We start from the raw sequence: 19,230 nt of genomic DNA, 5'->3' as shown, positions 1-19,230 counted from the left end.
GGGTCACCTCCTGGACGGGGCGGACGGTACTGAGGGGCTGGCCGCTGAGGCTCATGGGGTGAGTCCGGCCTTGTCGCACGCGGGGCGGAGCTTCGGGGTGCATATCTGGTCGATGCTGTGCATACCGTCCTCGACCACAGTCTCCTCGATGTTGTCGACCGTCACCGCGACCGAGGGGAGGAGGACCGCCGGGATGTTCTTGTCGGTGGGGCTGTCGACGGTGCCGGTGGCGATGTCGTCGACCGCCTCGCCGCGCCCCAGGGCGACGGCCATCTCGGCGGCGGCGTCGGCGGCGGGCTCGAACGGCTTGTAGACGGTCATGTGCTGGCTGCCCTGGACGATGCGCTGGATGGCCACCAGGTCGGCGTCCTGGCCGGTGACCGGGGGCAGCGGCCGTACCGCACTGGCGTTGAGGGCGGAGACCACGGCGCCGGCGAGGCTGTCGTTGGCGGCCAGGACGCCGTCGATGTTCTCGGCGCCGAGGGCGGAGATGGCGCCGCTCATGTTGACGTAGCCGTTCTCCGGCCGCCAGCCGACGGTGTCGTACGACTTGCCGATCTTCACCTCGCCCTCCAGGACGGAGAGCGCGCCACGCTTGAACCAGCCGGCGTTGGGGTCGTTGGTGGCGCCGTTCATCATGACGATCTGTCCGCCGTCCGCCTTGTCGCCCATGGCCTTCAGCAGTTCCTCGGCCTGGAGCTTGCCGACGATGTCGCCGTCGAAGGTGACGTAGCCGGAGATGGGACCCTGGGCGAGCCGGTCGTAGGCGACGACCGGGATGTCGGCCCGCTCGGCGGCCTCGACCGACGAGCGCAGCACCTTGGGGTCGACGGCGGCGACGATCAGGACGTCGACGCCTCTGGTGATCATGGCGTCGAGCTGCTGCCGCTGGACGGCCGGCTCGGCCGTGGCGGCGACGGCCGCCGCCGGGCAGCCGGGGCACAGCTCCTTGAGCCGCTTCTCGATCAGGGGTCTGTCGAACTGCCCGAAGCGGGAGGCTCCGCCGCCGGGGAGCAGTACGCCGACGGTGAGGCTCTCATCCCCGCTCCCACCGTCCCCGCCACCACATGCCCCGGTGAGCACCAGACCGGCACCGACCACGAGGGCCGCGCCCGCCCGGCTGAGGGACCTACGTTTCACGGCCGTACGGCCGACGCCGAGACCCATGGTCGGTTCCTTAGGGATATTTGCCTGATCCTGCTCGGTCTTGCCCCGTTATGGACGTCTGTCGTCCAGCGTAGTCAAGAGGGTGGGCGGGCGGGTGAGGCGAGACCCCTGGTGCGGCAGGCTTCGTGCCGAGGTTGCGGGGCCTCTGCGTGGCGCTGAGCATGGGCCGGGGGAGCCGCGAGCCGCGACACAGAGGCCGGTGCCGGTATGAACACGTCCCGCACGATCCGTACCACGCATACCGCCCGTACCACCCGTACCACCCGTACGGCTCATGCTCCCGCCCCCGTGGCCGATGACGACCGCCCGCTGAGCTGCCTGGTCACCGGTGCCACCGGGTACATCGGGGGCCGGCTCGTGCCCGAGTTGTTGGAGGCCGGGTATGCGGTGCGGTGTCTGGCGCGGGTGCCCGGGAAGTTGCGGGACCATCCGTGGGCCGGGCGGGTGGAGGTGGTGGGTGGGGATGTGACGGACCCGGAGTCCGTGGGGGCGGCCATGGAGGGCGTGGACGTCGCGTACTACCTCGTGCACGCGCTCGGCACCGGGCGGGGGTTCGAGGAGACCGACCGGCGCGCGGCGGAGATCTTCGGGGAGCGGGCGCGGGCCGCCGGGGTGCGGCGGATCGTCTATCTCGGCGGGCTGACCCCCGCCGGAGTCCCCGAGCGCGAACTCTCGCCGCATCTGCGGTCCCGCGCCGAGGTGGGCCGGGTGCTGCTGGCCTCGGGCGTCCCCACCGCCGTGCTCCGGGCCGCCGTGATCATCGGGTCCGGGTCGGCCTCGTTCGAGATGCTCCGCCATCTCACCGAACGGCTGCCCGTGATGGTGACCCCCAGCTGGGTCCGCACCCGTATCCAGCCGATCGCCGTCCGGGACGTGCTCCGCCTCCTCGTCGGCTGCGCGGAACTGCCGGAGGACGTGAACCGGACCTTCGACATCGGCGGGCCGGACGTCGTCACGTACGAGCAGATGATGCGGCGGTACGCGGCCGTCGCGGAGCTGCCGAAACGGGTCATCGTGCCCGTGCCGCTGCTCACCCCACGGCTGTCCAGTCTGTGGGTCGGGCTGGTCACCCCGGTGCCCGGCGGTCTCGCGCGCCCGCTCGTCGAGTCGCTGCGGCACGAGGTGGTGTGCGGCGAGCGGGACATCGTCCGGTACGTGCCCGACCCGCCGGAGGGGCCGGTCGGCCTGGACCGGGCGATCGCGCTGGCCCTGCGACGCGTACAGGACGCCGACGTGGCGACCCGGTGGTCCTCCGCCGCCACGCCCCGCGCCCCCAGCGATCCGCTGCCCACCGACCCCGACTGGGCGGGCGGCAGCCTCTACTGCGACCACCGCGAGCGCACGGTCTCGGCCCCGCCGCGGGCGCTGTGGCGGGTGGTGGAGGCGATCGGCGGCGAGAACGGCTGGTACTCCTCGCCCCTGGCCTGGTCCCTGCGCGGCTGGGCGGACCGGCTGGTCGGCGGGGTCGGACTGCGCCGGGGCCGACGGGACGCCGCCCGGCTGCGGATCGGCGACAGCCTCGACTTCTGGCGGGTGGAGGAGATCGAGCCGGGCCGACTGCTCCGGCTGCGCGCGGAGATGCGGCTGCCGGGCCTGGCCTGGCTGGAGATGACCGTCGACCGGGACGAGGAGGGGCGGACGGTCTACCGGCAGCGCGCCCTGTTCCATCCGCACGGACTGGCGGGGCATGTGTACTGGTGGAGCGTGGCGCCCTTCCACGCGGCGGTGTTCGGGAGGATGGCGCGCAGCATCGCGGCGGCGGCCGTGGCCGTGGGCGAGGCCGACGCCGACGAGACCACCGGCTCCGCACCGGCTCGCACCGTGCGCCCCTGACGCGCCGCGGGCGGGTCCACCTCCGGCTCGGGCAACCGCATGCCGCGTGACTCGGCCACGCGCAGGGCGTCAGCGAGGTGGGTTCCCCCGTCCTCCGAGGGCCCCGACCGGCCCGCGAAGCCATCCCAGGCATCCACGTATTCGCAGGTCAAATGGGGTGGGATGGTTCCAGGGAGCTCGATGGGGCGGTGGCTGTTGCGTTCGGTTGCCGGGGGCGCCGATGCTCTTGGTGCCGCACCGAGCAGGGCCGGGCCGACCAGCCGGTCTCTTCGGGGCGTTCAGCCCAGGCATCACTCACTCATTCACGGGGGAACACCCATGTCCTTGCGCATCCGTACGAGCGCTCTCACCGCCCTCGCCGTCGTCGCCCTCGCGGCGGGCTCGGTGCTGACGGCGCCGGCCGCCGGGGCCGCCACGAAGGCCGCCGCGCCCAAGTTCCTGTCGGCGTCCCAGCTGCCGCCGCACCCGTCGTCGTCCTGGACCGCCGGGCCGGTCGCCGAGGGGGTCCCGGCGGCGCTCGACCTCTGCTTCCACACGGAGAACGTGCCCGACTACGACTACCGGCACCGGGAGTTCCGGACCGACGTGGACACCGGCGCCGTGCAGCTGACCGTCGTGGCGAGCACACCCGCTCTGGCCAAGGGCCTGGCGAAGCACTACGACGACCTGTTCCGCACCTGCGCCGACCGCCTGGAAGCGGGCTCGCCCGACATCGACGCCGAGGGCCGGGACTTCGGCACGCTGCCGGTCGAGGAGGGCGCGCGCGTCCGCGGCGTGAACACCGAGACGTCCTGGGGCGCCACCGACGTCGCCCTGATGTCGGTCGGGCGGGACGGCAACACCGTCACCGTCGTCCAGTGGGGGCAGATGGGCGACTTCACCGACGCGCCCGTGGCCGCCTTCAAGAAGACCACGACCACGGCCGTCAACAAGCTGTACTGACCGGGCGGGCACAGGGAAGCGCCGGGGCCGTCCTCCCGCCGGAGGGGGGCGGAAGGACGGCCCCGACCGCAGGGTCAGCTGGGCTCCGCCTGACTCCTACGCGTCAGGCAGCGATGCCGTCAGGTGCTCTCACACCCCGTGCACCTGCTCCCCGGGCCTGCGTGTATCCGTCGGGGCCGGGCCTGCGTGTGTCTGTCGGCTGTCCGGCCCTGCGTGCATCTGTCGGGTGCGGGTGCGGGTGCGGGTGCCGGTGCCGGTGCCAGTGGCGGGCGCCGTGGCCCGGTCCCGTCGGCTCGGCACGCCGTACGGCTCTCAGGTGCCCCGGCGGTCGATGAGGGCGGTGCACTCCTCGACCAGCCGTTCAGTCACCCCGTCGATCAGGGTGAACGGCTGGAGCCGCAGCGCGACGCCGCCCAGCCAGCCCGTCAAATCCTCCGCGAGCGCCGCATCCGCGGGGTCGGCCTCGCACGCGGCGATCAGGGCGAGCAGCAGCCGCGCCCAGGTGCTGCCGAACTCGTGGAACCGGGAGCGCATCAGCGTGGCCTGGACCCGGGAGGCCGAGGCGAACAGGCAGTGCGCCTGGAGTCCTAGGACACCGGCCGCGCCCGCGCTGTCGGAGCCCGGGGCGCGCAGCAGACCGAGGGCGGCCTCGGCGAACAGGGTCGCCAGGACGGGGGCGGTCTGCGGCTCGCAGCGCAGGGACGGCGTCACGGTCGTGGCCCCGGCCGACGGGTCGAACGCGAGGTCGCGCAGGACCGCCGGCACCGCGTCCTCCCCGAGGACCCGGCTCGCGGCGGCGAGCGCTGCCGAGTACGACGCGATCGTGCGCCTGCCGCCGCGCTCCGGACTCCGGCCGGTCAGCGACTGCCACTCCCGGGTGGCGTCGGCCTCTGCGGCGGGATCGATGCCCCGGGCCTCCCGGATGAGCTCGTTGCCCTCGGCCGTACGGCCCGCGACCCGCAGATCGAGGCCGTGGCGGGTGAGGGCGGAGGCCAGATGGGCGCGGTCGTTCGGGCTGTCCGACTGGGCCAGGGCCCGTGCGGTCTGCACCTGGGCCGCACCGGCTCCGACGGCGATCGAGAGCCTGCCCTGCTCGGTGTGGATCCGGGCCGCGATGCCGGCGGCCTCCCGTAGATACTGCCCGTGCATGACGGCCTCGGCGAGGGAGCCGCTGTTGATCGACTCGCCCTTGGCCAGGTAGTACCGGACGGCCCAGTCGGCCGAGCAGACGGCGAGGTCCCGGTCGCCGAAGTTGTACAGCACGCCCGCGTTCAGGCTCAGCACGCGGGCGAGGTCGAGATGGTGGGGGCTGTCGGTGGCGTCGGCACCGAGGCCCAGATACGACATGACCGCCTCGTCCGACTCGACGAGGGCGGACGCCCCGTGCCCCAGCACGCTGAGCGCGTGCGCCTTGCGCGCGTGGACGTCGGCGAGGAGCGGAACCATGGCGGACGCGGCGCGCCCGTCGGACGCGGCGTTCCCGCCACCTCCGGCCGGCTGCTGGGCGAGTTCCTCGTAGAGGGCCGCGCACTCCGTGAGGGCGTCGAGGGCCTGTCCTGGTTCGTTCGCGCTGGTCAGCGTGGATCCCAGGCCGTACAGCACACTGCCGAGCATCTCCTTGGCCGCGCGGTCGGCCGGGTTCCGCTCGATCAGGTCGTACATCAGCCGCCGGGCCTCCTGCTGCAACGGCACGCCCTCGCCGGGCCGCCCGTTGAGCATCAGCACCTGAGCCTCGGTGAACAGCTCGCCCACGCGTCGTCTGAGACCCGCGTCGGCGTCCTCGCCCGTCTCTCCGGCGTCCCGCGTGGGGTCCGGCCCCGGCTGCGCACCGCCCGCGGAGGCACCGGACTTCGGCCGACGACGCCACTTCATGCACCCTCCCCAGCCCCGCCCCAAACGGGTCATCCCCTCCCAATGGCCTTGCAAACAAAGGGAGTTGACGAGATCTGAGGGGTGGTCGCCGAGAAAGTCCGAGGCGCGCCCCGAACCGGTGCGAACCCCTCCGAATCGTGCTGCCCTTCGCGTACATCCAAGGCCGTGCCGTATGCGTCTTACAAGGAAGTCCGTTGCCCGCAAGGGAAGTTCAGGGACATTCCAGGGAAGCTCACCGTCACCGGAGGACCCGATGCACCGTCGCCTCGTCATCTCGGCCGTCACCACCGCCCTCGGTGCCACCACGCTCGTCGGCACCGCCACGTCCGCCTCCGCCGCGCCTCAGGCCGTCGACTGCCGCAAGGTGAAGTGCGTCGCCCTGACCTTCGACGACGGGCCGGTCAAGGACACCCAGCGGCTGCTGGGCATCCTCAACGACCGTGACGTCAGAGCGACGTTCTACGCCGTCGGCACCAACGTCCAGAAGAACCCGGCGACGGTGCGCGCCGCGGCGCAGGCCGGTCACCAGATAGGCAACCACAGCTGGGACCACGCGAACCTGACCAAGCTCAGCGCCGCGAAGGTCAAGTCGCAGCTCTCCCGCACGGACACGGCGATCAAGCAGGCGACCGGCAAGAAGCCCACCACCTTCCGCGCCCCCTACGGCGCCCACAACGCGACCGTGCGTTCGGCCGCCGGGCGCCCGCTGGTGCACTGGAGCGTCGACACCCTCGACTGGAAGTACAAGGACACGGCCCGGCTCGTGAAGTACGTCAACGCCGAGACCCGGCCCGGCGACATCGTCCTCATGCACGACATCCACCGGACGACGGTCGACGCGGTGCCCGGCATCATCAAGGCCCTCAAGGCCCGCGGCTTCCACTTCGTCACGGTCGACCAGCTCTTCGCCCCCACCAAGCTCCCCGCCGGCAAGGTCGCTTACCACAACCGCGCGGCCTACCGCCCCTGACCGGCGCATCCACGGGCACGGCCGCAGAACCGCAGTTTGGGTGGGTGCGCCCCAACCGTCCCACCCACCCCACACGCCTCTGCAACCATTCGTGTTCGTTCCGTTGACACCCTGCCCATCCCCTCCTAATGTCTCGCCAGCATTCCGGCCATGTGACGAGATTTCGAACGGTTGAAAGGCACGTGCCCGCGTATCACCGGAAGAAGCAGCACCCACGTGGTCGGAGCGGCGAGACGCGGCCCGACCCGTGCGGCGGCGCGCTCCGGCAGCGGGTTCGGAACAGCCGCTGTGTGGCGAACCTCCGACGACCCGGCCGGCCTCCCCTGGTCCGCCCGGCCGTGGAGCGGATGGTCCGCCCGGCCGTGGAGCGGATGTTCCCCGGGGCCACCCGATCGGCTCCGCCGCCCTCCCGTGGTCGTCCGTCGCGCCGTCACCCTGCCCCCCACGACGACCAGAACGGGAAATGACCATCATGCGTAACCGAAGAGCCGTCCTCGCAGCCCTCGCCGGAGCGACCTCCCTCGCTCTCACCGTGTCCGCCTGCGGCGGCGAGGCCGGCGAGGCCGCTTCCGGGGGCGGCACGATCGGTATCGCCATGCCGACCCGGGCCTCCGAGCGCTGGCTCACCGACGGCAAGAGCGTCGTGGAGGACCTGGAGGGCAAGGGGTACAAGACCAAACTGGTCTACGGGGACGACGACCCGAAGGCCCAGGTGTCGCAGATCGAGAAACTGGTCGAGCAGCGCGTCGACGCCCTCATCATCGCGGCCATCGACAACAAGTCCCTGGGCGATGTGCTCAAGAAGGCCGCCGCCGCGGAGATCCCGGTGATCTCCTACGACCGGCTCATCCTCGGCACCAAGGACGTCGACTACTACGTCTCCTTCGACAACGAGCAGGTCGGCCGGCTCCAGGCCCGGCACATCATCGACAAGCTCGGCCTCGACGAGGGCAAGGGCCCGTTCAACATCGAGCTGTTCGCCGGTTCCCCCGACGACAACAACACCAAGTACTTCTACGACGGCGCGATGCACCTCCTCCAGCCGTACCTGGACAACAAGCAGTTGGTGGTCCGGTCCGGCCAGACCGAGCTGGAGCGGATCACCACGCTGCGCTGGGACGGGCCGACCGCGCAGAAGCGCATGACCAAGCTGCTCGCCGCGTCGTACGGGACCGAGAAGGTCGACGCGGTGCTCTCGCCGTACGACGGCATCTCCATCGGCGTCCTGAACGCCCTGAAGGCGGACGGCTACGGCACCGCCGGCACCCCCGTCCCCGTCATCACCGGCCAGGACGCCGAACTGGCCTCGGTGAGGTCGATCGTCGCGGGCGAGCAGTCGCAGACCATCTACAAGGACCTCCGCCAACTCGCCGAGGTCGCGGCGAAGATGGCCGACGACATCCTCAGGGGCGAGACACCGGAGCTCAACAACCGGCGTGCCTACAAGAACGGCGTCAAGGCCGTGCCCGCGTATCTGCTCCAGCCGATCAGCGTCGACAAGTCCAACTACGAGTACGTCCTGCTCGGCAGCGACTACTACACGGCCGAAGACCTGAAGTGATCCGGACCGGGAGTGATGTGGGCCGGGCGTGATCCGGACCGGGCGTGATCCGGTGTGGGCCGGGTCACTTCCGGGCGTCGATGACTTCTCCTGTCCCCGCCGGTCATGACCTACGACGACCGCAGGACACATCACACATCACCTGCGAAGACCCGCAGGACAGGAGAGGACACGACCGCCATGACCGCACCCGTGAAGGGCCCCGCGAGCTACTTTCCCTCGATCGAGAAGAAGTACGGCCGTCCGATCGCGGAGTGGAAGGACCTGATCCGGTCCTCGCCGCTGACCAGGCACATGGAACTCGTCGCCTGGCTCAAGAGCGAGCACGGTCTCGGGCACGGCCACGCCAACGCGCTCGTGGCCCACACGCTCGCCGAGCGGGCGGAGGGCTGAGTAGACCGGGAGCCCCTGACACCGCGTTCCCTTCAGGGACCGGTCGTCCCTCTCAGGGCGGGGCCGGTCGTCCCTTTCAGGACGGCCAGGAGTTCGCGCATGGCGGCGAGGCCGGCTCTGGCCTGCCGCGCGGCGCCGTCGAGGTCGTCGCGTTCGGCGTGTGCCACCACCTCGTGCGCGTGGTGGAGCACGGCCTGACGCAACTCGGCGGCGATCCGCTGCCGCTCCTCGTGCGCCTCGGCGACGGCGGACCACACCACCGCCGTCAACGCGCTGTCCTCGCGCCGGGTGACGCGCTCGCGCCGCCTGCGGACGAACACGCCCGAGCCCCAGACGCCGGCCGCCAGCAGGGCCAGGGGCACCGTGAGGACGACGGCGAGGAAGACGCCGAACCAGAGCCCGAGGCCGTCCGCCCCGGCCGTGTCGAAGCCGTCCAGCGCGTCCAGCGCGACCGTCGTCGTCGCGAGACCGGTGGCCACCGGTCCGATCGCCGGCCAGGTGCGGCCGGGGGGTCCCGCGAAGGCCGCGACCGCGTGCAGGGCGACACAGTCCGCGCAGACCCCCGCCACGGTCAGCGCCCAGGCCACGTCCGCCGGCAGCAGCCCGAGCGCGAGGCAGGCCGCCGGGATCCAGGCGGCGGCCAGCACGAGGAGAAGAACGGTCCACGGGGCCCGGCGCCGCCACAGCAGAGGCAGCGCATGGAGGACGGCGGGCAGGCAGGCCATGGCGGTGGCGGCGGGCCGCTCGATGAGGACGGCGACGACGGGCAGCGCCGCGAGGGCCACTACGGTCGCCGCGTCGGTCCAACTCCAGCGCGGCAGAATCGAGTTGACGCCCGCGCCGGTCGGGGGACGCGGCAGCCGGGCCCGCACCGACCACCCCGGAGCGTCCGCGCGGGGTCCCGCCACGAGGGTCCCGCCGAGACCGACGGCCCGGTCCCGCATCCCGGCGGTGCCGCGTCCGGCTCCCAGCCCTCGCGCCGCTGCGGCGGCCACGCCGGGGGTGCCGATGGGAGTGGGGGTGCCGATGGGGGTGGTGGGTGCGGCGGTGGCGGTGGAGGCCGCGGTCGTGCCGGGAGGTGTCGCCGGGGCGGAAGTCGTCGGAGTGGTGAGGGTCGGTGGGGTATCGGTCGTTGGTGCGTCTGCCGGTGGTGTATCGGTCACTGACGCGTCTGTCGGTGGGGTGTCGGTCGGTGGTGGGGGTGTGCCGTCGTCCTCCACCAGGACGTCCAGTGTTCCGGCGTCGTCGCGGATCACCACGCGTACCGTCGCGCCGGGGGCGTAGCGCAGCGTGTTGGTGAGGGCCTCGCGGGCGATGCCGAAGGCGGCCTCGGCGGGCGGCCCCGTCAGGTCGGCCGCGCCGGGGGCGATGCTCACGTCGACGCGCTGGCCCAGGCGCACGCATCCCGCCACGAGTTCGGCGACGCGCTCCGCGAGGGGGCTCTCCTCGTCGGCCGCCGAGGTCCGCATCACCGTGACGAGCCGGTTCAGCGCGGCGACGGTCTCGCGCCCGGCCTCCGCCGCCAACCGCAGGGCGTCGGCGGTCAGTTGCGGGTTGCGGTCGCCGACGTGACGGGCGGCGTTCGCGGTGACCACGACGGAGGTGAGGTGGTGCGCGCTGACGTCGTGCAGTTCACGGGCGAGCCGGTGGCGTTCCGTGGTGGCCGCGGTGACGCGTACGGCCTCGGCCCGCGCCAGTTCCCGTTCGGCGGCCCGCCGTCCGGCGAGCCAGCGGCGGCGGCTGCGGCCGGCGCCCACCGTTCCCGCGTAGACCACGACACTGGCCAGCGCCTCGCCGCCCACGTCCACCGGGGAGTCGTACAGCAGCAGGGCCCTGACCGTTCCCGAGGCGACCAGTGCGGACGCGACGAGGACGGCGGTGCGGGCCGGGCGCCGTACGGCCACCGAGTACAGCGCGATCACGCCTGCCACGGCGGCGGCGATCAGTGCGCGGTCCGGTAGGGCGAGCCCGGCGGTCAGCAGGGCTTCGATGGTGAGCGCGGCGGCGACGGGGAAGCGCCGGCGTACCCCCAGAACGGCGGTGGCCGCCACGGTCACGGCCGGGCCGACGGCCAGCGGCACCGCCTCCACCGTCTCGCCGCGCGCGAGTGCGAGCCCCGGCCAGGCGGACAGCTGCGCGACCGCCAGCAGTGCGGGCAGCAGCCAGTTCCGTAGGTGCCCCATGATGCGGTCGATCATACTTTCGGCTCGCTGGCGGGGTGGTGCCTATCCCAGGTTGGAGGCGGGGGTCCTGCCCACGGCCGACGTGGAGCCGACCGCCGCCGGGGATGCTTCTGTGTATGGCGACGAGGCACACCTTCGACAACGACGACGATCCGCGACAACTGCCCACCGGGGAGGGCACTGTGCCGGTGTACGGCAGTCCGGCCGCGGGCGGGAGTTCGACCGCGCCCGGGACCGCGTCGCCGCACGGCAACCCCCACCCGTACCTCCACCCGTACCCCCACCCCAACCCCGACTCCCACCTCAACCCCCATCACACCCTGCCCTGGTATCCGCCCCCGGTCCCCGCGCCCCCCGGCCCGCCCCTCCCCTACCACCGGATGGCCTTGGCGGCCGGTGTGCGTGGGTGGTGGCGGCCCTTGCTGGGGACCCTTGTCGTGCTCTGTGGTGCGGTCCTCGCCGCCTTCGCCGTGTTCGCCGGTTCCGAGATCGCCGGCGCGGTCCTCGACCGTCCCCGCGACGGCGACGGCAACGTCCTCTGGGGCGGGACCGGCGACACCGCCCTGGCCCTGCTCTCCCTCGCCCTGTGCATCCCCGTGGTGCTGCTGGCCGCCCGGTGGACCCAGCGCCGCCCGGTCGGCACGGTCTCGTCGGTGACGGGCGCCCTGCGGTGGCGCTGGCTCTGGCTGTGCCTCGCGGTCGCGCTCCCCGTGTCCGCCGCCATCCTGGGCATATCCCTGCTCCTGCCCGACCCCGAGGGCGGTGGTCAGGAGATGACCTGGGCCGGGCTGTCCCCGTTCCTGCTCGGCCTCGCGACCGTCTGCCTGCTCGTCCCGTTCCAGGCGGCGGCCGAGGAGTACGTGTTCCGTGGCTGGCTGACCCAGGCGGTCGGAACCTGGTTCCGCTCACCGTGGATCGCGGTCGCACCCCAGGCGGTGCTCTTCGCCGCCGCGCACGGCTGGGGCACACCCTGGGGCTTCGTCGACCTGGTGGTGTTCGGCCTCGTCGCGGGCCTGCTGACCGTCCGCACGGGCGGCCTCGAAGCGGCGATCGCCCTGCACGTCCTCAACAACCTCCTCGCCATGGGTTTCATGGCCGCGCTCGCCGGGGGCCTCGCGACGGACGAGACGGCCGCCGACATGGGCGGGCTGATGCTGGCCGTCGACGTCCCGCTGGTCGTCCTCTACGCGGCCGTCGTCCTGTACCTGGCCCGCCGCCGAGGCATCACGACCCATGCTCCGCACTCCACCAACGGTCACGGTCCCCACCCCACTCACGGTCCTCACCCGGCCCATGGTTCTCACCCGGCCCACGGCCCTCACCCCGCTCACGGTCTTCACGGCGCCGAGGGCGGGTACCCGGTGCCGGGCGCGAAGACCGCGCCCGAGCGAACCCCGTGAGCGTCTCCGATCGGCAGTGAGGGGCGACGGCATGCAGACCTTCCTCCCCTATCCCGACTTCCGGGCCTCGGCGCTGGTCCTGGACCGGCGCCGGCTCGGCAAACAGCGGGTCGAGGCGCTGCAGGTCCTGCGCGGCCTCATCGTGCCGGGGTACGGGTGGCGCCGGCATCCGGCCGTCCGCATGTGGGCGGGGTACGAGGAGGCGCTGGTCCGCTACGGCCTGGAGGTCTGCGAGGTGTGGAGCGAGCAGGGCCACCAGGACAGCTGCGCGGCCACCCTGGTCGCCGACTTCACCGCGTTCCGCCCCGGCGCACGGACCCGCGACCAGCGACGACTGGCCGCCGCCGGGGAGCTCCCGCCCTGGCTCGGCGACGACGCCTTCCACCGCAGCCACCGCTCGGCGCTGCTGCGCAAAGCCCCGGACCTCTACGCCCCGGCCTTCCCCGACGAGCCGGACGATCTGCCGTACGTCTGGCCGGCCTCGGACCGCGAGCACCCACCGCCCTCCGATGGGAGTCCCGGCGCCGCCGCGTAGGGGGGCTGATGTGGCGGGCGTCGGAGCAAACCCGCCGGGCGGGCGCGGCGCTAGGAGACCGCTGAAGATCTTGCTCTGGCCGCCCGACTCGCCCTGGATTGCCGGTAAATGTCAATCGCCATCAAGTAGGGCAAGCCGGGCGCATTTTCGAGATCTTCAGGACGCTTCTAGTGTCCTGAGTCTTTATTTCGCTAAAGAAGTAGGCTGGGCTCATGGCGCGTATGGGTCGGCCGACGGTCGAAGTGGTCCTGACGGATGAGGAGCGAGAGACGCTGCTGCGCTGGTCGCGGCGAGCAACGTCCTCGCAGGCTCTGGCGTTGCGGTGCCGGATCGTGCTTGCGTGTGCTGAGGGCGGTTCGAACACCGTGGTGGGAGCGGAGCTTGGGGTCCACCCGGTCACGGTGGCCAAGTGGCGCAGGCGGTTCGCGGCCGACCGGCTCCAGGGCCTGTCCGACGAGCCGCGGCCCGGCCCGCCCCGCACGGTGAGCGACGAAAAGGTCGAGGAGGTGGTCGTGCGGACCCTGGAGACCACCCCGAAGAACGCCACGCACTGGTCGACGCGGGGAATGGCCGCGGCCAGCGGCCTGAGCCAGTCCACCATCTCGCGGATCTGGCGGACCTTCGGCCTCAAACCGCATCTGGTGGACACCTTCAAGCTGTCCAAGGACCCGCAGTTCATCGAGAAGGTCCGCGACGTCGTCGGCCTGTACCTGGACCCGCCCGAGCGGGCCATCGTCCTCTGTGTGGACGAGAAGTCGCAGATCCAGGCACTGGACCGGTCGGCACCGGTGCTGCCGATGATGCCGGGCATGCCCGAGCGCCGCACCCACGACTACCTGCGCGGCGGCGTGACGACCCTGTTCGCCGCCCTGAACGCGGCCACCGGCGAGGTCATCAGCTCGCTCCACCGCCGGCACCGCGCGGTGGAGTTCAAGAAGTTCCTGGCCAAGCTGGACAAGGAGGTCCCCGACCATCTCGACGTCCACCTGATCTGCGACAACTACGCCACCCACAAGACGCCCGCGATCCAGAAGTGGCTGCTGGCCCATCCGCGGTTCCACATGCACTTCACCCCGACCAGCGCCTCCTGGCTCAACCAAGTGGAGCGCTGGTTCGCCCTGCTGACGGACAAGCAGATACGGCGTGGCGTCCACAGGAACGTCCAAGCCCTGGAGAAGGACATCCGGACCTGGATCGCCGACTGGAACGACAACCCCAAGCCCTTCGTCTGGACGAAGACCGCTGACGAGATCTTCGAACGCCTCACCGGATATCTGAACCGAATCAAAGACTCAGGACACTAGTGACCTGAGTCAGAGATTCTCTGGCAGTAGGTGGCGACTTTGTCGAGGATCTCGTCGGCGGTCTTCGTCCAGACGAAGGGGCGGGGGTTGTCGTTCCAACCGGCAATCCAGGACCGGATGTCGCGCTCGAGTGCCTGGACCGAGCGGTGGACACCGCGGCGGAGCTTCTTCGCTGTCAGCTCGCCGAACCATCGCTCCACCAGGTTCAGCCACGATGAGCCGGTGGGCGTGAAGTGCAGACGGAAACGGGGGTGTGCCACCAGCCACTTCTTGATCGCGGGTGTCTTGTGGGTGGCGTAGTTGTCCAGGATCAGATGCACCTCGAGGTCCGCAGGCACCTCCTTGTCGAGTTTGGCCAGGAACTTCTTGAACTCTGCGGCCCGGTGCCGGCGGTGCAGTGAACCGATCACCTTGCCGGTTGCCACCTCCAGTGCCGCAAAGAGCGTGGTGGTGCCGGCGCGGACGTAGTCGTGGCTGCGGCGTTCGGGCACCCCGGGCATCATCGGCAGCACCGGCTGTGAGCGGTCCAGGGCCTGGATCTGGGATTTCTCGTCCACGCACAGCACCAGTGCCTTCTCCGGCGGGTCGAGATACAGGCCCACCACGTCGCGGACCTTGTCGATGAACAGCGGATCCGTGGAGAGCTTGAACGTCTGCGAGCGGTGCGGGGCCAAGGCGAACGCCCGCCAGATCCGCGAGATCGCCGACTGCGACATGCCGGTGGCCGCGGCCATCGACCGGGTTGACCAGTGGGTGGCGTTGGCCGGCTTCTCCTCCAGGGTCTTGACGATCACCCGCTCGACATCGGCATCGGTGATCTTCCTCGGGACACCGGGCCTCGGCTCGTCGCACAGGCCGTCCAGGCCGTGGTCAAGGAACCGCCTTCGCCAGGTGCGGACCGTGTCCGGAGCGGCCTTCAGCCGTCGTGACACCTCCATGATCGAGTGCCCCTCGGCGCACTCCAGCACGATCCGGGATCGCTGAGCCAGAGCTTGCGCGGTCGACCGGCGACGCACCCACCCCTCAAGCACCTCACGCTGGGCATCGGTCAACGACAACGGCGGGATCTTCGGGCCAGGACGACTCATACCGAACCAACGACGAACCTCTGACTCAGGTCACTAGGCCCTGTCGGGGGGCCACCCACAGGGCCGAGGAAATGCCGCAGAGGTCGCCCTCGGCCGTGGCCAGTGCGGCGCCCACCCGGTGCTTGCGGCCTTCCTCCGCGACGACCCACGCGTACGACACCAGCCGCGAGGCGATCGGCACCGGCCGCAGCAGCCGGGCGGCGAGCGAGGCGGTCACCGCGCCCTCGCGCATGGTCCCGAGCAGCCGGCCCGCCGCGTTCCCCGGGCAGTCCAGCGCGCCCCACACCAACTCCGCCGGCAGCATCCCGTCGGCGTCCGCGAGCGCGGCCCCGGGTGTCCAGGCGGTGGCCACCAACTCCCGCCCGGCGACGCCTCCGCAGTGCAGTCGGAGCCCGGTGTCGGGCGTACGGTCGAGCCCGCATCCGAAGCAGTCCACGGACCCCGTCGGAGGCGCCGCGCGATAGGCCTCGGCCGCCGCGGTCGCCTCCGCCCAGGAAGGCGGTGCGGGTACGCCGGTCGCCGCGAGGTCCTCGTCGTGGGGCACGGCCACCGCGAGGTCCCCGTCCGCACCGGTCAGCACGGCCCCGCCGTCGGCGGTCCGCGCGAGCCCCACCGGCACCTCGACGGGCGTCGGCCGCCGGAAGTCCACCCGCACGGCCCCGGCCTCAGCCCGCCGGGCCAGCACCCCCGCCACGTACCCGCCGAACGCCACCCCGGGATAGCCCCGCAGCAGGTCGGGCACCGTGATCGTCTCGATGTCGCTCATGCCGCCACTCCACCACACCCCCCGACGACCGCCGGAGCACGCCCACACCGCCATGGGCGACGGCCGGCCGACGTCCGCACGGGCCGCCCGACGCGCGCCGGGCTCCGTGTGTGGCCCTGTCCCGTGGTCTGCCGGGCCCCGCGTGCGGCCCTGTCCTGTGGTCGGCCGACGTCCGCACGGGCCGCCCGACGCGCGCCGGGCTCCGTGTGTGGCCCTGTCCCGTGGTCTGCCGGGCCCCGCGTGCGGCCGCGTCCCATGGCCCGCCGGGCCCCGCCGGGTCTCCCCGTGGTCCCGGACGGACGCCTACCCGGAGCGGAACATCGGTTCCCTCCGCAGGGGCGACCCGCTGCCGGACAGCAGTCCATGGGCCAGCGGTGTCGCCGAGTGCTCGACCCGTTTGCCGACCCGGCGGCTGACGATCAGCCCCGCCCCGCGCAGGACCCCGATCTGATAGCTCGCACTGGCCGGTGCCAGGTGGAGCGCCCGGGCCACGTCGGCCGTGGTGCGCGTGCGGTGCCCGGCCACCTCGGCGAGGACCGCGCTCCTCGTCCGGCCCAGGAGCCGTTCCAGCCCTTCCTCGCCGGTGAGCGCGTGGTCGAACGGCTGCTTCGCGACCGGGTAGACGAGGACCGGATCGAGGCCGGGGTCGGCGAGCGCCGTGGGCCTTCGCCAGCAGAAGTACGACGGCACGAGCGTCAATCCGCGTCCCTCCAGGCGCAGTTCCCGCTCGACGGGATAGTCGACGTCCAGATACGGAGGGTTCCACCGGGCGAACGGGTGCAGCCCCGCGAGGAGAGCCCCCGTGCCTCCGCCGAGCGCGGCCCGGGCGCGCACGGCGACGTCGTCGCCCACCGCCGAGCGCACCTGCCGCCAGTACGGTTCCAGCAGCACCCGGAAGGAGTCCCGCAGGGCGTCGGCGGTCATCAGCAGGGTGGAGGTGTGCCGTTCGTGCGGGCCTCGCACCCATGCCGGCAGCGGCAACGGCCGCGACGCGGCGAGCTGGGCGAGTTCGGCCACCAGCCGTTCCCGGGGAGTGGCGCGGACCTTGTCGAGCGCCGCGTCCAGGTTCTCACCGGTGACCGGAGGCGTCAGGAAGTCGGGGATGTACCCGGTGGCCGGAATGAGGGTGCGCAGCGTGCGCAGGGCGGTGTCGGCGCGGCTGTCCCGCGCCAGCAGGTGGGTGGACCGCTGGCGCCAGTGCCCGAACTCCAACGGCCCCTCGTCCGTCTGTAGACGACAGACGGCACACATCAACTCCCAGAGGGGATCAGGCTGTTGAACCAGACGTACGTTCTCCAGGTCGCGCCAGCCGAAGTGGATGCGAAGCACATGGCTCCTCGCCGCTCGTGTCCCGGGAACAACTCCTGTGATCGTGACCCAGATGATCCGTACGGAGAAGTCGAGAATGAGAAGAGAATCGGATTCGCGTCGATAGCCTTTTCTCCATGAGCCCTGGTCGCGGCACTGGTGGGGTGCGAGAACCGAGCCTGCACCAGCTCCGGCTCTTCCTCGTTCTCGCCGAGGAACTCCACTTCGGACGGGCCGCGGCACGCGTCTACGTCACCCAGCCCGCGTTCAGCCAGCAGATCAGGTCGCTGGAACAGCGGCTCGGCGTCACCCTCGTCGCGCGCGGCGGCCGCGGCACGCGGCTCACGCCGGCCGGCCGGGCACTCGCCGAGGAGGCGAGGGCGGTGGTCGACGCCATGGCCCGATTACGGCGGACCGCGGACTGCCATGCCGGAACGGCGCGCGGACGTCTGCTGATCGGCAGCCTCGGCGCGGAAGCGGCCATGCCCCACGCGCACGCCGTCCTCGCCCACCTCCGCGAGCTCCACCCCGACCTGGAGATCGAGGTCCGCAACCTGACCTTCGTCGACATGTTCGGCGCCCTGCTCGCCGGGGAGGTCGACGCCGCGTTCCTGCGCGGCCCCCTGCCCGGAGGGATACAGTCCCTGCGTCTGGCCACCGAGACCCGGGTGGTCTGCCTGCCCGCCGACGACCCTCTCGCGGGCCGGGAGACCGTCACCCTGGCCGACCTCGCCGACCGCACGGTGGTCGACATGCCCCCGGAAGTGCCTCGCGCGTGGTGGGACCACCTCACCGTCAACCCGCGCCCCGACGGCACGCCCGTCCGCTACGGCCCCGTCATCAGGGACACCGAGGCCATGGTTTTTGCCGTCACCCAGAAACAGGCGATCGCCTTCCTGCCCTCCGCGGCCCGCCACCTCTATCCGCGCACCGGCGTCACCTACGTCCACTGCCCCGAGCTGGGTGTGTCGACGGCCGAGCTCGCCTGGCTCCCCGACCACCGCGACGAACCGACCGTGACCGCCCTGCGCGAGGCGGCCCACCACGTCCTTCGCCAGGCGCACCCCGGCCAGGGCTGATCAGGGCCCGTCCCGGCGGCTTCCCGGCCACTTGGCCGGAAGGGGACCCATGTTTTCGACGAGCATCGAAAACATGGCGGTGGAGACGGCTACCGCCGCACGATGTGCTGAAGCAGCGGCTCGACCGGCCGCTGAGGCGTTCGGAGGGGGAACCGGCTGTCATGGCCGGGCACCGGACGAGACGGGTGTGATCATCGCCGTCGAGACGGGGCTTCTCCCTCACTTTCAGTGAAGGGCAGCATCGGCATGAAGACTCGGGCACGTGTGGTGGCCGCCCTGTGCGCCGCCGCTTCGGCGGCCGCGATCGGCCTGGCGACTCCGGCGGCGGCCCAGCCGGACCGGGCCGACATCGTGTGCAGCACGTATCGCACCTCCGACGGCAAGAACGTCGGGGTCAGCTGCGACAGCGGTCGCTACTACGTCGTCGGCACGGCATGCAGCGCGGGTGGCTGCACCACGATCGGCGGCAACATCGTCAGCGCTCCCAACATCTCGTGGGCCTGGGCCGGCAGCGGGTACTTCGGCGGTGACATCAAGGCCGTCTTCGTCTGAGTGCCGCCGCACCCGCACCCGCACCCGGCCGGGCCCGAGCCCGGCCGTGGCGCTCCACCTCTTCCGATCACCACTCGTCGATCCAGGAGGATCACCATGACCTACACCGTGACCGCCGACGTCCGGACCACCATCGAGGCCGGGACGTCCGCCGAGGAGGAGCTCGACCTCGTCATCGGCGAACTGGAGCAGGACATCCCGCAGCGCACGAAGGCCGCCGCCAGCACGTGTGTCCGCTGGTACTGCCTCTGAGGAAAGCCACGGCCGGACCACATCA

At 71.9% G+C, this 19,230-nt stretch carries 17 protein-coding genes; 11 read left to right on the top strand and 6 right to left on the bottom strand.

Annotated elements, in window-relative coordinates:
* Window positions 1–51: 51 nt before the first annotated feature.
* Complete coding sequence (locus P8T65_RS21770) at window positions 52–1,167, bottom strand: substrate-binding domain-containing protein (protein ID WP_316726963.1); 1,116 nt, start codon at window positions 1,165–1,167, stop codon at window positions 52–54.
* 207 nt (window positions 1,168–1,374) lie between these two features.
* Between P8T65_RS21770 and P8T65_RS21765 the strand changes: the two genes are divergently transcribed.
* The gene (locus P8T65_RS21765) at window positions 1,375–3,000 is read left to right on the top strand and encodes an SDR family oxidoreductase (protein WP_316726962.1); all 1,626 of its coding nucleotides are present in this window, start codon (window positions 1,375–1,377) and stop codon (window positions 2,998–3,000) included.
* Window positions 3,001–3,318: 318 nt separating this feature from the next.
* A complete protein-coding gene (locus tag P8T65_RS21760) occupies window positions 3,319–3,942 on the top strand; it encodes a hypothetical protein (protein WP_184905991.1) in 624 nt (207 codons plus the stop codon).
* A 312-nt stretch (window positions 3,943–4,254) separates the two neighbouring features.
* Here P8T65_RS21760 and P8T65_RS21755 read toward each other — a convergent pair whose 3' ends face one another.
* Window positions 4,255–5,814 carry a hypothetical protein gene (locus tag P8T65_RS21755; protein ID WP_316726961.1) on the bottom strand — a complete coding sequence of 520 codons (1,560 nt, stop codon included), beginning with the start codon at window positions 5,812–5,814 and terminating at the stop codon, window positions 4,255–4,257.
* 253 nt (window positions 5,815–6,067) lie between these two features.
* Between P8T65_RS21755 and P8T65_RS21750 the strand changes: the two genes are divergently transcribed.
* The 3 genes from P8T65_RS21750 to P8T65_RS21740 all read left to right on the top strand — a co-directional run bounded on the left by P8T65_RS21750 (window position 6,068) and on the right by P8T65_RS21740 (window position 8,738).
* Window positions 6,068–6,784: a polysaccharide deacetylase family protein gene (locus P8T65_RS21750; protein ID WP_316726960.1), complete on the top strand. Its 717-nt coding sequence runs from the start codon at window positions 6,068–6,070 to the stop codon at window positions 6,782–6,784.
* A 472-nt stretch (window positions 6,785–7,256) separates the two neighbouring features.
* On the top strand, window positions 7,257–8,345 hold the full coding sequence (gene chvE / locus P8T65_RS21745; protein WP_316731659.1) for a multiple monosaccharide ABC transporter substrate-binding protein: 1,089 nt from the start codon (window positions 7,257–7,259) through the stop codon (window positions 8,343–8,345).
* A gap of 180 nt (window positions 8,346–8,525) precedes the next feature.
* Window positions 8,526–8,738, top strand: coding sequence for a DUF4287 domain-containing protein (locus P8T65_RS21740; RefSeq protein ID WP_217180088.1), 213 nt, complete (start codon window positions 8,526–8,528; stop codon window positions 8,736–8,738).
* 32 nt (window positions 8,739–8,770) lie between these two features.
* Here the strand turns inward: P8T65_RS21740 and P8T65_RS21735 are convergent, their stop codons facing one another.
* A complete protein-coding gene (locus P8T65_RS21735) occupies window positions 8,771–10,936 on the bottom strand; it encodes a histidine kinase (RefSeq protein ID WP_316726959.1) in 2,166 nt (721 codons plus the stop codon).
* 101 nt (window positions 10,937–11,037) lie between these two features.
* Between P8T65_RS21735 and P8T65_RS21730 the strand changes: the two genes are divergently transcribed.
* The 3 genes from P8T65_RS21730 to P8T65_RS21720 all read left to right on the top strand — a co-directional run bounded on the left by P8T65_RS21730 (window position 11,038) and on the right by P8T65_RS21720 (window position 14,160).
* The gene (locus P8T65_RS21730; RefSeq protein WP_316726958.1) at window positions 11,038–12,321 is read left to right on the top strand and encodes a CPBP family intramembrane glutamic endopeptidase; all 1,284 of its coding nucleotides are present in this window, start codon (window positions 11,038–11,040) and stop codon (window positions 12,319–12,321) included.
* 31 nt (window positions 12,322–12,352) lie between these two features.
* A complete protein-coding gene (locus P8T65_RS21725) occupies window positions 12,353–12,856 on the top strand; it encodes an MSMEG_6728 family protein (protein WP_316726957.1) in 504 nt (167 codons plus the stop codon).
* A gap of 212 nt (window positions 12,857–13,068) precedes the next feature.
* The gene (locus P8T65_RS21720) at window positions 13,069–14,160 is read left to right on the top strand and encodes an IS630 family transposase (protein WP_316726304.1); all 1,092 of its coding nucleotides are present in this window, start codon (window positions 13,069–13,071) and stop codon (window positions 14,158–14,160) included.
* On the opposite strand, the gene P8T65_RS21715 is transcribed toward P8T65_RS21720, so the two are convergent.
* The 3 genes from P8T65_RS21715 to P8T65_RS21705 all read right to left on the bottom strand — a co-directional run bounded on the left by P8T65_RS21715 (window position 14,157) and on the right by P8T65_RS21705 (window position 17,343).
* On the bottom strand, window positions 14,157–15,248 hold the full coding sequence (locus tag P8T65_RS21715; protein ID WP_316725954.1) for an IS630 family transposase: 1,092 nt from the start codon (window positions 15,246–15,248) through the stop codon (window positions 14,157–14,159). The two genes, P8T65_RS21720 and P8T65_RS21715, sit on opposite strands and share 4 nt — an antisense overlap.
* A gap of 25 nt (window positions 15,249–15,273) precedes the next feature.
* Window positions 15,274–16,014: a hypothetical protein gene (locus P8T65_RS21710; RefSeq protein ID WP_316726956.1), complete on the bottom strand. Its 741-nt coding sequence runs from the start codon at window positions 16,012–16,014 to the stop codon at window positions 15,274–15,276.
* 303 nt (window positions 16,015–16,317) lie between these two features.
* A complete protein-coding gene (locus P8T65_RS21705) occupies window positions 16,318–17,343 on the bottom strand; it encodes a helix-turn-helix domain-containing protein (RefSeq protein WP_316726955.1) in 1,026 nt (341 codons plus the stop codon).
* A 116-nt stretch (window positions 17,344–17,459) separates the two neighbouring features.
* Between P8T65_RS21705 and P8T65_RS21700 the strand changes: the two genes are divergently transcribed.
* From P8T65_RS21700 to P8T65_RS21690, 3 genes are all read left to right on the top strand, one after another.
* Complete coding sequence (locus P8T65_RS21700; RefSeq protein WP_316726954.1) at window positions 17,460–18,401, top strand: LysR family transcriptional regulator; 942 nt, start codon at window positions 17,460–17,462, stop codon at window positions 18,399–18,401.
* 246 nt (window positions 18,402–18,647) lie between these two features.
* Window positions 18,648–18,953, top strand: a complete 306-nt coding sequence (locus P8T65_RS21695) for a hypothetical protein (RefSeq protein ID WP_316726953.1) — start codon at window positions 18,648–18,650, stop codon at window positions 18,951–18,953.
* A gap of 96 nt (window positions 18,954–19,049) precedes the next feature.
* Complete coding sequence (locus P8T65_RS21690) at window positions 19,050–19,205, top strand: hypothetical protein (RefSeq protein WP_215447805.1); 156 nt, start codon at window positions 19,050–19,052, stop codon at window positions 19,203–19,205.
* The last annotated feature ends 25 nt before the right edge of the window (window positions 19,206–19,230 follow it).

The organism is Streptomyces sp. 11x1, from assembly GCF_032598905.1.
In the GTDB taxonomy this organism is placed as follows: Bacteria; Actinomycetota; Actinomycetes; order Streptomycetales; family Streptomycetaceae; genus Streptomyces.
This window is presented reverse-complemented; position numbering and strand designations above follow the sequence as displayed.

Coding starts and splice junctions, on each gene's coding strand:
- P8T65_RS21760 (WP_184905991.1), top strand. CDS start 3,319: ATGTCCTTGCGCATCCGTACGAGCGCTCTCACCGCCCTCGCCGTCGTC.
- P8T65_RS21715 (WP_316725954.1), bottom strand. CDS start 15,248: ATGAGTCGTCCTGGCCCGAAGATCCCGCCGTTGTCGTTGACCGATGCC.
- P8T65_RS21695 (WP_316726953.1), top strand. CDS start 18,648: ATGAAGACTCGGGCACGTGTGGTGGCCGCCCTGTGCGCCGCCGCTTCG.
- P8T65_RS21725 (WP_316726957.1), top strand. CDS start 12,353: ATGCAGACCTTCCTCCCCTATCCCGACTTCCGGGCCTCGGCGCTGGTC.
- P8T65_RS21770 (WP_316726963.1), bottom strand. CDS start 1,167: ATGGGTCTCGGCGTCGGCCGTACGGCCGTGAAACGTAGGTCCCTCAGC.
- P8T65_RS21735 (WP_316726959.1), bottom strand. CDS start 10,936: ATGATCGACCGCATCATGGGGCACCTACGGAACTGGCTGCTGCCCGCA.
- P8T65_RS21740 (WP_217180088.1), top strand. CDS start 8,526: ATGACCGCACCCGTGAAGGGCCCCGCGAGCTACTTTCCCTCGATCGAG.
- chvE (WP_316731659.1), top strand. CDS start 7,257: ATGCGTAACCGAAGAGCCGTCCTCGCAGCCCTCGCCGGAGCGACCTCC.
- P8T65_RS21690 (WP_215447805.1), top strand. CDS start 19,050: ATGACCTACACCGTGACCGCCGACGTCCGGACCACCATCGAGGCCGGG.
- P8T65_RS21750 (WP_316726960.1), top strand. CDS start 6,068: ATGCACCGTCGCCTCGTCATCTCGGCCGTCACCACCGCCCTCGGTGCC.
- P8T65_RS21765 (WP_316726962.1), top strand. CDS start 1,375: ATGAACACGTCCCGCACGATCCGTACCACGCATACCGCCCGTACCACC.
- P8T65_RS21730 (WP_316726958.1), top strand. CDS start 11,038: ATGGCGACGAGGCACACCTTCGACAACGACGACGATCCGCGACAACTG.
- P8T65_RS21710 (WP_316726956.1), bottom strand. CDS start 16,014: ATGAGCGACATCGAGACGATCACGGTGCCCGACCTGCTGCGGGGCTAT.
- P8T65_RS21700 (WP_316726954.1), top strand. CDS start 17,460: ATGAGCCCTGGTCGCGGCACTGGTGGGGTGCGAGAACCGAGCCTGCAC.
- P8T65_RS21720 (WP_316726304.1), top strand. CDS start 13,069: ATGGCGCGTATGGGTCGGCCGACGGTCGAAGTGGTCCTGACGGATGAG.
- P8T65_RS21755 (WP_316726961.1), bottom strand. CDS start 5,814: ATGAAGTGGCGTCGTCGGCCGAAGTCCGGTGCCTCCGCGGGCGGTGCG.